The organism is Myroides sp. C4067, assembly GCF_038039665.1.
GTDB classification, from domain to species: Bacteria; Bacteroidota; Bacteroidia; order Flavobacteriales; family Flavobacteriaceae; genus Flavobacterium; species Flavobacterium odoratimimum.
This window is the reverse complement of sequence record NZ_JBBPHJ010000019.1, coordinates 55,156-66,530: the sequence shown is the minus strand read 5'-3', so window position 1 is coordinate 66,530 and position 11,375 is coordinate 55,156. Positions and strand designations below refer to the sequence as shown.

General features: G+C 35.1%; 9 protein-coding genes. 5 read left to right on the top strand and 4 right to left on the bottom strand.

The genetic code is table 11. The annotated features are described in order from the left end of the window. Nucleotides 1-174 precede the first annotated feature (174 nt). The 3 genes from AABL87_RS13225 to AABL87_RS13215 form a co-directional block, all read right to left on the bottom strand. Nucleotides 175-378 carry a hypothetical protein gene (locus AABL87_RS13225; protein ID WP_006258740.1) on the bottom strand — a complete coding sequence of 68 codons (204 nt, stop codon included), beginning with the start codon at nt 376-378 and terminating at the stop codon, nt 175-177. A 117-nt stretch (nt 379-495) separates the two neighbouring features. After that, nucleotides 496-1,395, bottom strand: coding sequence for a lytic transglycosylase domain-containing protein (locus AABL87_RS13220; RefSeq protein ID WP_341277481.1), 900 nt, complete (start codon nt 1,393-1,395; stop codon nt 496-498). Beyond that, nucleotides 1,379-2,056, bottom strand: a complete 678-nt coding sequence (locus tag AABL87_RS13215; RefSeq protein WP_341277480.1) for an alpha/beta hydrolase — start codon at nt 2,054-2,056, stop codon at nt 1,379-1,381. The genes AABL87_RS13220 and AABL87_RS13215 overlap by 17 nt, the downstream gene beginning before the upstream one ends. Before the next feature lie 341 nt (nt 2,057-2,397). On the opposite strand from AABL87_RS13215, the gene AABL87_RS13210 reads away from it, so the two are divergent. Continuing rightward, nucleotides 2,398-2,679 carry a GNAT family N-acetyltransferase gene (locus AABL87_RS13210; protein WP_006258736.1) on the top strand — a complete coding sequence of 94 codons (282 nt, stop codon included), beginning with the start codon at nt 2,398-2,400 and terminating at the stop codon, nt 2,677-2,679. Nucleotides 2,680-2,839: 160 nt separating this feature from the next. Here the strand turns inward: AABL87_RS13210 and mtaB are convergent, their stop codons facing one another. Further along, on the bottom strand, nt 2,840-4,156 hold the full coding sequence (gene mtaB, locus AABL87_RS13205) for a tRNA (N(6)-L-threonylcarbamoyladenosine(37)-C(2))-methylthiotransferase MtaB (protein ID WP_341277479.1): 1,317 nt from the start codon (nt 4,154-4,156) through the stop codon (nt 2,840-2,842). Between the two features lie 89 nt (nt 4,157-4,245). Between mtaB and AABL87_RS13200 the strand changes: the two genes are divergently transcribed. The 4 genes from AABL87_RS13200 (at nt 4,246) to AABL87_RS13185 (ending at nt 11,339) form a co-directional block, all read left to right on the top strand. Continuing rightward, the gene (locus AABL87_RS13200) at nt 4,246-5,844 is read left to right on the top strand and encodes an ABC transporter substrate-binding protein (protein WP_006261840.1); all 1,599 of its coding nucleotides are present in this window, start codon (nt 4,246-4,248) and stop codon (nt 5,842-5,844) included. 690 nt (nt 5,845-6,534) lie between these two features. Then, nucleotides 6,535-7,260: a LytR/AlgR family response regulator transcription factor gene (locus AABL87_RS13195; protein WP_006261839.1), complete on the top strand. Its 726-nt coding sequence runs from the start codon at nt 6,535-6,537 to the stop codon at nt 7,258-7,260. Continuing rightward, entirely contained in the window at nt 7,257-10,214 is a 2,958-nt protein-coding gene (locus AABL87_RS13190) for a sensor histidine kinase (RefSeq protein ID WP_341277478.1), read from the top strand. Before AABL87_RS13195 ends, AABL87_RS13190 begins: the two co-directional genes overlap by 4 nt. A 3-nt stretch (nt 10,215-10,217) precedes the next feature. Further along, on the top strand, nt 10,218-11,339 hold the full coding sequence (locus AABL87_RS13185; protein WP_225600788.1) for a metallophosphoesterase: 1,122 nt from the start codon (nt 10,218-10,220) through the stop codon (nt 11,337-11,339). Nucleotides 11,340-11,375 lie beyond the last annotated feature (36 nt).

Sequence of the window (11,375 nt, the reverse complement as noted above, 5' to 3'; positions counted from 1 at the left end):
ATACAAGGAGATCAAGATGAGTACGGTAGTCTAGACCAAGTAGAGAAAACAATAGCGAAGGCTCAAGGAATTGCAGAGAAGGTTATTTTCCCTAATGTAGGGCATACTCCGCATAAAGAGATAAAAGAGCTGACGCTAGAGGTCATAGTATCGTTCTTTCAAAAGAACATTTAATTATAGTGCTTTTAGCGCTTCTATTTTGTCATAGAATAGTTTCTCTAGTCTTGGGTCAACACTACTCAAATAAGCGCTCTTTAAGCTTTCTAAGTATTTGTTTAGATCAGTTACGGTACTTCCAGGGTCTAGGTGAAAAGGTGTACTTAGATTCTTAGAAAGAATAATTTCGAATGCGTTGTTGATGTATTGTTGTTTATCCATGATTCTACAGATGTTATTAGGAGACAAAGGTACACAGAATTCAGAAGCATTAAAAAAACAAAGAGCGCTTATTTAATACATTAAATAAGCGCTCTTTGTTTTGGCTTTATAGCTAGATTAAATTCCTTTAGTTGGAATCTCTATTTCATATACTTTACCTTTTACTTTTAAACTAGTGTTTACTAACCACGGGTTGTATAGTTTTAGTAATTTGTAGTTGATACCTTGTTCTTTTGCGAATAAAGCTAAATCATCTATATCATAAGATACACTCACTTTTTTAGTAGGTACTATTGGATATTTTTCAGATTCAGGTACGTCAAAACCGTATTTTACAGGGTTAGACATAATCTCTTTTAAGGCTAATATTCTGAATACGTATCTAGAAGTCTCTTGGTTTAAGAATAAGTCATAGTAGTCCTCTACATATTGACTTTCCATAGCACGTGACATACCTGCCATTCCTCTATTATAAGACGCAGCAGCCATTGTCCAGCTACCGAAACGGTTTTTGGCACTTTGGAAGTATTTACACGCAGCTTCTGTTACTTTGATTAAGTCGTATCGTTCGTCTACGTATTCATCTATGTATAAGTTAAAGTCCTTAGATGTTCCTTTCATGAACTGCCAGAATCCACTAGCTCCAGCAGGAGATACCGCATTAGCTAGTCCGCTCTCTATCACACATAAGTACTTAAAGTCATCAGGAATACCATTCTTTTTTAAGATTGGTTCGATGATAGGGAAGAATCTATTCGCTCTTTTTATCGTTGTTATAGTAGTACCGTGAAGATTCGTATTGATGATCATCTCTCGGTCAAATCTTTCTTTGACATCTATCTTGTCTAAAGGAGCTTTTTCTCCAGCGAAGTTAGCAGATAGCGGTAGAGGATGAGCGTGTAAGGCAGCTTCATTATGATCCTCCGTAGAGCTAGATATAGTAGTAGCAAACATAAACGAAGAAGCTACTGCTATAATAGCAGCGGTTACAAATACAGTTCTAAGTGTCTTTTTCATTATTTTTCTTAAGTATAATCGTTTCTAAATTTTCATTAAACCATTTGTGCTTGATGATAATCATCGCATGAGTACCTCCTTTTACCTCGATGGCAGATTGTATATTCTTATAAGGAAATATCTCATCTTTAGTCCCGTGTATGTGTACTACGTTAGCTAATGGTTTGTCTTGTTTCCAATGCAGTACTTCTCTGATACACCAGTCTACATATTTCTTGTCTCTTATCGGGAGATAGCGATCATATAGTGCTAATCTTTTCATTTTTTTCTCTGAAGCTGTTTTTTTGATAAGGCTCCAAAGAGTAGGGATAAAAGATGTAGGCAACCATTTATAGAGTCCTGTTTTTCTAGCGATACGATAGCGTTTAGGGAACTCTTTATTAGAACGTACACTCGAAATAATAATTGTCTTTCTTACAGAAATTAATTTACTTATTTCTTGAGCTATAATTCCTCCAAAAGAAACGCCTATTAAGATAGGATTATCATGTGTGATTAGGGGAAGATAACGCTTTACGTATTGTTCTAGTGATTCAGATTTATTTATAGGTAACCATTCTAAAAAGACAATTTGAAACTTTTCTTGATTCAAACTAAGATGTTCAAAAATCAAAGAAGTAGAGGACATACCTGGGAAGAAATAAATAGGTATTTTGCTCATTATAAATATTTTAAATCGTTTTTATAAGGTTATGTGGAAAAAAATCCCGAACTTTGCTAAATATAGAGATTATAGTAACTTAAAAAAAGAAATACTAGATATTTTATTTTTTACTACAGTTTTAACGACAAATAATCCAATAAGAGCAGATTTATCGCATACACATCATGAGGTATATTAGTGATTAGAGATAATCATTTAGCATACCTGAGGTACTGTTATATGCTATAGTGTATTAGTTGGTCGTTAGAGAGTAGGAGTATACACTTACCCTCCTAATTAGTTTAGGAAGCACTGCAGTTATTATAATTTGTTTTGTAATCATAAAACTTGGAGATATAATGGAAATTAAAGACAATGAGTTACTACGTCAGTTCGAGTATGAGACTGAGCAAGGGTTGCTTAGTGTAGAGTATTCACTACAAGAGAGAAAGATTTTTCTTACAAAACTTACTGGATTAGAAGAAGCTTTACCTACACAAGCATCTGACTTTTTAAAAGGTATTTTGGAGATGTTAAGAGAGAAAAGGTTAAGAGTAGTACCTACACATCCTAAGATTGTTTCTTTCTTTAGAAAGAACCCTACGTATAAAGAGATGTTACCTCCTGGTATCCGTATCTAAGTAATATTATACACGTTATAGCCTTTTAAAATAATAAGGACTAGAATGTAATTATATAAAAAAGCCTGTTTAGAAGATTCTAAACAGGCTTTTTTATATTTCTATATTGTATCAGATTTCTAATCTGTGACGGTCTATTGATGTCGTGTATAAACTTGTGTTAGATAAACTCTAACCTTACGATACCATCCTCATCTATCTTCGTTAACTTCACTGCGTGTAATGTATTTACTAACGCTGGATCCCATGGTGTTTTTACCTTTACATAGTTTTCTGTGAATCCGTGGATATAACCTTCTTTATTCTCACCTTCGAACAGAACTGTTTTCTCTTTGCCGATTTGAGACTCATAGAACGCACGACGTTTCTTTACGGAAAGTCCTCTTAGCATTTTACTTCTCTTATTACGTACATTCATAGGTACCACTTCATCCATATCTACAGCCTCTGTATTATCGCGTTCAGAGTATGTAAATACGTGTAGGTACGAAATGTCTAAATCACTTAAGAAATTATACGTCTCTAAGAATTTCTCATTAGACTCTCCAGGGAACCCTACGATCACATCCACACCGATACAGCAGTCTGGCATCACTTCTCTGATCTTCTCTACTCTCTCTACATATAATTCGCGTAGGTAACGACGTTTCATTTTTTTAAGAATGTCGTTACATCCAGACTGTAAAGGAATGTGGAAGTGAGGAACGAATGTTCTACTCTTCGATACGAAATCTATTGTCTCATTCTTTAATAAGTTAGGCTCGATAGAAGAGATACGAAGTCTCTCGATACCTTCTACTTTATCTAATTCTTGTACTAATTCTAAGAAAGTGTGTTCGTGTTTCTTATTCCCAAACTCTCCTTTACCATAGTCACCGATATTCACTCCTGTCAGTACGATCTCTTTTATATTCTGAGCAGAGATCTCAGCTGCATTTTTCAATACATTATCCATAGTATCACTACGAGAGATACCACGAGCTAATGGGATGGTACAGTATGTACATTTATAATCACATCCATCTTGTACTTTAAGGAAAGCACGTGTTCTGTCACCTATAGAATAACTCCCTACGTAGAAGTCAGCTTCTGAAATTTCGCATGAATGCACTTGTCCCATTTCATTTTTAGACAAGTCATTGATGTAATCTGTTATTTTAAACTTCTCAGTCGCTCCTAATACTAAGTCTACACCATCTACAGACGCTAGTTCTTCTGGTTTTAATTGAGCATAGCATCCTACTGCAGCTACGAAAGCTTTATCGTTTTTCTTCTGAGCCTTTTTTACTATTTGCTTAAATTGTTTATCTGCATTTTCTGTAACAGAACATGTATTGATAACATATATATCAGCCACTTCTTCGAAATCTACTCTATCGAATCCTTCCTCTGCAAAATTTCTAGCGATAGTGGAAGTTTCTGAGAAGTTAAGCTTACAACCTAATGTATAAAAAGCTACTTTTTTTCTATTTTCCATAATGATTACTTACTAAGTAGTAACTTTGAATTATATTTACTTTTTCAATATTGAAAAGGTTTGCAAATTTACGTACAAAAATCGGTTTGATGAAATCAATAATTCATTACGTTTCAATATTTTGTGTCTGTGCACTGACGTTTTCTTGTCAGAAAAAAACAGCTGATCAGGATAAAAATTTAGTTTTTAGATATAACGAGAATGCTAATATTCAGACACTAGACCCTGCTTTCGCAAGAAATATGGCTATCATCTGGCCTTGTAATCAACTCTTTAACGGATTAGTGCAGTTAGACGATAGCCTGCATATACAAGCAGATATCGCCAAGTCATGGACGATCAGTGAAGACGGTAAGCAGTATGACTTTATGCTGAGAAGGGATGTCTATTTTCACAAGCATAGCCACTTTGGAGCAGATAGTACTCGTGTAGTAGTAGCTAGTGATTTCGAATACAGCTTTAATAGAGTATTAGATGCAGATGTGGTTTCGCCAGGAGCGTGGATATTCCAGAAGGTAAAGAATTTTAAGGCAATTAATGATACCGTCTTTCGCATAGAATTAAAAGAAGCCTTTCCTGCCTTTTTAGGATTGCTGTCGATGAGATATGCCTCTGTAGTGCCTAGAGAGATAGTAGAGGATAAGACCATAGACTTTCGTTCTCATCCCATTGGTACGGGACCTTTCTATTTTAAATTTTGGGAAGAGAATATTAAGTTAGTCCTTCGCAAAAATCCTAACTACTTCGAAAGAGATGAACAAGGCAATGCATTGCCTTATTTAGAGGCAGTAGCCATAACATTTTTGCCAGATAAACAGAGTGGTTTTTTACAGTTTTTACAAGGCAATATGGACTTCATATCCGGCTTAGATCCATCTTATAAGGATGATATAATCACAGAGAATGGCGAGCTGAACCCGAAGTATAAGGAGAAGGTGCAGATGGTAACAGGCCCTTATCTAAATACGGAGTACCTAGGCTTTAACCTAGAAGCGCCTGGTGCTATACAAGATGTGAGAATACGAAAAGCTCTAAATATGGGGTTTGACCGAAACAAGATGTTGTTATATTTGCGTAGTGGTATGGGAGATGGAGCAGTAGGAGGAATTATACCACAGGGTCTCGGAGGACACTTTAGTACTGATAAACTCTATAATCCAGAAGAAGCCAAGGCGCTAGTGGATGATTATAAGAAGACAAGTAAAGAGAGTAAGGTAGAAATCACCTTGTCTACGAATGCTAACTATCTCGACATCGCAGAATACCTACAACGCGAGTGGAAAAAACTAGGGATAGAAGTAATAGTAGATGTGACACCGCCAGCCTCTCTACGTCAGGGTATGGCATCAGGTAAGGTGTCATTCTTCAGAGGAAGTTGGATAGCAGACTATCCTGATGCAGAGAATTACCTTTCGTTATTTTATTCAAAGAACAAGGCTCCTAATGGACCTAACTATACTCGCTTCGCTAACCAAAAGTTTGATCAGCTCTATGAACTAGCTTTTAAAGAAGTGTCAGAAGAGAAGCGAAATAGTATCTATCAGCAGATGGATCAGATTATAGCAGATGAGGTGCCTGCGATCATCTTGTTTTACGACAGAGCAGCGAGGTTCTCTCATCAGAATGTAAAAGGACTAGGGATTAACCCTATGAACAATTTATTCTTAAAGAGAGTTTACAAAGAATAATATAGTCCCGCCGCAGTACCTACTGTGGGATAAGAATATAAAAAGTCAGTTCACACGATCTTGTGTGGACTGACTTTTTTGTTTTTAGAAGTGTATCAGTTTTGTGCTTATTTATGAATAGATAGTATGAGATTATTTAGAGAAACTTCTCCTTTTTTTACTGTTATTCAGATGAGCTTGTTAGAGGAGAATAGGTGGAATATAAAAGAAGCATTGTTCGACAAACAAGGCTCTAGCTCCACCATTCTCGAGGTATTGTCCATGTATTGTCGAGGGATTTGCAGATATCGTTAATGTTTATAGGGGTTGTGGGCATTTTAAGAGGAAGTGTGTAATTAGGTGTTTTGTATTTAATGTATTGATATATAGTGTTTTGTTTGTTTTGAGGTTGTAAAAAAAATGAGATTGTTTTTTTATTAATTACTCTGTTTAGGAGGTTTTTTGGGGGAGAAGGAGGAAAAAAGAGAGGTAGAAGTGACTTTTTTAGTCTTTATAGGTCTATATATTAGCTGAAAAAGAAAAAAGTAAGCTAGTTATTTTGAATATATCTTACGGGGTAGAAGCTAAGAGAACTGTGATAAGGAGGATGAATATTATTGCCTATTTATATCAGTAGATGTAGTGAGGATATGGATGTATTGTTTATTTTTGCGTATACCACCATTATTATAAAATAAATACCTTACGAACATGATGAATGAACTAGTTGTTTTAGTTGTAGATGATGAACCTAAAGTAGCTGAAGTACTCAAAACGATTATAGAGAAAAAAGTAGTATACCACGAACGAATAGTCGTACATACTGCCCATTCTGTGCAAGAAGCTGCAAAAGAAGTTAATGCTATTTTGCCAGATATAGTATTCTTAGATATTCACATGCCTGAAGAGGATGGATTTGAGTTATTTAATTATGTAGATAAAAGTACTTTCGAAGTGGTGTTTACTACAGCGTATGACCAGTATGCTATAGAGGCCATTAATAAGTATGACTGTCTGAAGTATCTACTGAAGCCGATAGGGATACAGGATGTACAGAACGTATTCGATAAATATAAAGAACTAGAGGGATATCACTACTTTTATAAGATCATAAAGAATAATCAGAAGCGCTATATCGTACGAGTAGAAGACATTGTGTACTGTAAGGCTGCGGATAACTACTGTGAGATTTATTTAAAAGATCAGAAATATTTAGTGTCTAAGACATTAAAGAATGTGGAGGATAAAATAAAGCATAAAAACTTTAAACGTGTGAATCGCTCTTATTTAGTGAATGTAGATCATATCGATTATATCGATAAGGATACGAATGTGATTTGTTTTAAAGAACAGATGGTAGTGAATCATGAAGAGGTGGATAATGTGATTACGGTGGCTTCTGCTATGATGAAGGAGCTTAATAGCCTTAATATATGAGATATTTACTAACCGTATTTTTTGTATTCTTTTACTTTATAGGATTCGGACAGGGGATTATCACGAAGCAGTATACCATAGAGAATGGTCTGATGGCTAATGATGTACGTGCGCTCTGTGTGGATTCTAAGGGAATAGTATGGATAGGATCTCGATCTGGTCTAGCACAAAAAATACAAGGATTAGTAAAAGCCAATGAGGATGCTGCTCGATACCGATATACTAATATAACAGATATCATAGAGGATGATAAGCAGGGTATCTGGGTAGGGAGTTATGGACAAGGTATCTTATATAGAGGTAAAGGTGAGGTACGCATCATCAGTGTACAGCAAGGGCTTATCTCTAATAGAATAAGGCGATTATATCACAATGGCGATTATATCTATGTAGCTACCTCTGATGGGGTGTCTCTGATCTCTAAAAAAGACTTCTCAGTTATTACTCCTAACTTTGTTACGAATAAGCATCACCCATTTGAGGTGAGTGATTTCTTTGAGTATCGAGGAGAGGTATATGTAGCTACGATTAATGATGGAATATTTAAGCTCATAAATAATGAGTTAGTTCTAGTAGAAAAAGAGGGAAGAATATTTGCTGCTATTGGTTTTGACGATAAGGTTTTTATCGGAGGTCAGGATGGCTTAGTAGTTAAAGATTTATCTACTAAAAAAGTGATAACCAAGTATGATATTCCACCAGTCAAGGATATAAAGAAAGCAAATAATCAGCTGTATATCGTCAGTGGTGGAGTAGATGATAATAATGGGCGACTGTATAGATGGGATGGAGTCTCATTAGATAATATCACAGAGTACTTAGGAGTATCTTCTACGGACTTCTATTCTGTGGGATATGATGAAAAGAATGACTTCTTATATATAGGGACTAAATCTCAAGGGGTATTTCAGATCGATTTATTCTCTCCTCTGAGTTATGATAGTTCACACGGAGGAGTGTCTGTTATAAAAAAGTTGAAAGACAGAGTGTTCTTCTTTACTCAAAAAGGAGTGTTGATACAGAATAAAGATGAGGAAGTAGGGACTATACCTCTATCAGCATTTAAGCATTATCAAGAACAGCATTATCGCAAACATTTAGCTATAACTACGAAAAGCAATCACTTTTTTGAGATAGATTATACGGTGCCTGCAGATAAGATTATATTCTACTCAGCAGTAGAGTATAATGGTGCGATTTGGGTTAGTAGTAGTATAGGTGTGTTTCAGATAGGGTATAATGGGTATATTTTATCTTATCATTCTATTCATACTTACCAGTTTGGCTTTTATCAAAACCGATTTATTGAGACTAATCCTTTTGGAGGAGTAAGGGTGTATCAGGATTTGAATAAGATGGACTATCAGTACCACTTTAGGGTAGATAGTGATGATATACCAAGAGATATCGTAGACATAGAGTATGTTGGAGACAAGATGTTTTTGGCAGGAGCTCTAGATGGATTGTATACTTTCGATGGAAAGAACTTTATGTCCTTGTCTAAGCGCAATCTGTTTCCTGAGAATAGATTAAAGAAGATAGAGAGAGGAGCTAATAATACGCTTTACGTAGCTACGGACTTTAATGACATTTATATACTAGAGACGCAGAGCGGAAAGTATATGGTGAAGGACTTTATCTCAAATAAAGATATTGTAGGAGCCAATATAACCTTGCTCAAGTGTATAGGACAAAAGATCTTAATAGGAACGAGTAAAGGGCTAACCGTTATAGATGATAATCACAAGTTTCAATTTAATAAGGAACAAGGCTTTGGCAATGATGAGATCCTATCTTATGAGTTAAAGGATAATTTGCTATTCATAGGGACAGTAGAAGGGGTATATACGTTAGATATCACTTATTTTAAAAGAAGAAATGTTCAGTATGAGGTCAATATTTCAGAGATTACAGTCAATGGACATGAATTAGAAAAAAATGGAGAGGTCTATCATCATATACGAAAGTTAGAATTAGATAGCAGAGAGAATAATATTCAGATAGGCTTCGAAGTATTAGGAACGAAGTTTCCAGGCAAATTAGAGTTTCAGTACCGCTTAAAGTTAGGCGAGAATTGGATCAGTGTAAAAGAGAATAGGCTAGATTTACATTATCTAGAGTCAGGACTATATCCTATCGATATTAAGGTGTATGACTATGACAGTGGAAATGAACTAATATACCCACTCTTATTAGTAGAGGTAGATAAACCGTTTTATGCAAAGGCTTGGTTTATTATATTATGTGCTATTCTACTATTAACTGTTTCTTCTTTATTCTATTTATTTAGGTTTAAACAGTTGAGAAAAGTTCAAATAGCAGAACGTAAAAGGCTAGAATATCAAAAGAGATTAGCAGAGGTAAAACTACAGTCTGTACGTAGTCAAATGAACTCTCACTTTATCTTTAATGTATTGAGTTCTATTCAGTACTATATTATAAAAGAAGAGGTAGATGATGCACTCTTTTATTTAGAGCGTTTTGCTCAATTGATTAGGACAACATTAGATATGTCTACCAGAGAACGCATTACCTTAAATGAGGAATGCGAGTACCTGAGCACATACGTCGAGATTGAAAATATGCGATTAGACGGAAGGGTGAGTTTCGAGATAGATGCAAAGGGAGTAGATCTAAGAGGTATATTAGTTCCTCCTTTATTACTACAGCCTTTCGTAGAGAATAGTTTAGTACATGCTTTTCCTCAGCATATAAAGAGTCCTCGTATTGTGATTCGTATTTATAAAACAGAAGAAGAGTATTTAGCTATAGAAATAAAGGACAATGGAGTAGGAAATACTACTGTGAATAATAAGAAACATGAGTCTAAAGGTATGGCGATCGTGAAAGAGAGAATCTCGCTAATCCAATCGTATCTAGATGATGACTTAATCATCAAGCATGATAGCGAAGGAACAGTAGTGAGAATAGTATTAAAAAATGTTTTAAAGTAATCAATGAAGAGATTTCTTTTTTTAGGCATATTCATTATGTATATGCTGTCTAATGTGTATGTGTTTTTTAATTATAGTGCATTAGTTAGAGATAGTGATTATAGTGTTAAAGTGTTGTTCGGTGCTATAGCATTGACGATGTCGTTAAGTATACTTATATTTTATAGTGTAGGGAAGAGAATGCCTGTATACTTAGCATCGTATTTCTATAGAATAGGTACGGGGTGGCTTATGTTGAGTATATACGCTTTTATGCTGTGTTTACTTTTTGATATAGGAGCATTAATTAATCACTTTACACAGCAGTCTACCTTGTTTATTTATGATCATTATTCTTCTGCACGTGGTTCCCTATTGATACTGTTGACATTAGTAATCGCGTTGATAGGACATATTACTTACCTTAAAAAGAAGAGAAAAGAAGTGGTGATAAAGGTGAATAAAAAGTTGCCTAAAGAGCTTCGTTTTGTCTTGTTGACAGATTTGCATCTTGGATATGCTATAGAACACAAAGAATTAAATAAATGGGTAGATACTGTCAATGCTGAGCATGCTGATGCTGTACTTATTGCTGGAGATGTGATAGATGTAAGTTTGATACCATTACAATATTATAAGTTAGATGAGGTATTAAAGCAGTTTAAGAGTGAGTATGGTACATATGCCTGTCTAGGTAATCACGAATATCTGGCAGGGGTAGAAGGAAGCATTACGTTCTTAAAGTCAGCAGGTATAAATATATTACGAGATCAGGTGAAGGTACTAGAAGATATAAATGTGAATCTGATAGGGAGAGATGATAAGACGAACAGACACCGTAAAGAGTTAGGAGAACTGATGGAGAATGTGGATGGTGATAAACTGAATATTCTCTTAGATCATCAACCTTACGCCTTAGATAATGCTGTAAACAATAGAGTGGATCTACAGTGTTCTGGACATACGCATAGAGGGCAAATGTGGCCTGTGTCTTGGATAACAGATCGGTTATTTGAGAATTCGCATGGGTATCTAAAGAAAGAGGATACACATATCTATGTCAGTTCTGGTGTAGGAATATGGGGAGGTAGATATAGAATAGGTACTGTGTCAGAATACGTCGTAATCAGAGTACAAGGAATATAATAAAATAAAGGCTATTTTTGTAAAAAATATTAGATT

What these genes read in the sequence shown, in the direction of transcription:
- AABL87_RS13225 (WP_006258740.1), bottom strand. Translation starts at nt 378, where the DNA reads ATGGATAAACAACAATACATCAACAACGCATTCGAAATTATTCTTTCT.
- AABL87_RS13220 (WP_341277481.1), bottom strand. Translation starts at nt 1,395, where the DNA reads ATGAAAAAGACACTTAGAACTGTATTTGTAACCGCTGCTATTATAGCA.
- AABL87_RS13215 (WP_341277480.1), bottom strand. Translation starts at nt 2,056, where the DNA reads ATGAGCAAAATACCTATTTATTTCTTCCCAGGTATGTCCTCTACTTCT.
- AABL87_RS13210 (WP_006258736.1), top strand. Translation starts at nt 2,398, where the DNA reads ATGGAAATTAAAGACAATGAGTTACTACGTCAGTTCGAGTATGAGACT.
- mtaB (WP_341277479.1), bottom strand. Translation starts at nt 4,156, where the DNA reads ATGGAAAATAGAAAAAAAGTAGCTTTTTATACATTAGGTTGTAAGCTT.
- AABL87_RS13200 (WP_006261840.1), top strand. Translation starts at nt 4,246, where the DNA reads ATGAAATCAATAATTCATTACGTTTCAATATTTTGTGTCTGTGCACTG.
- AABL87_RS13195 (WP_006261839.1), top strand. Translation starts at nt 6,535, where the DNA reads ATGATGAATGAACTAGTTGTTTTAGTTGTAGATGATGAACCTAAAGTA.
- AABL87_RS13190 (WP_341277478.1), top strand. Translation starts at nt 7,257, where the DNA reads ATGAGATATTTACTAACCGTATTTTTTGTATTCTTTTACTTTATAGGA.
- AABL87_RS13185 (WP_225600788.1), top strand. Translation starts at nt 10,218, where the DNA reads ATGAAGAGATTTCTTTTTTTAGGCATATTCATTATGTATATGCTGTCT.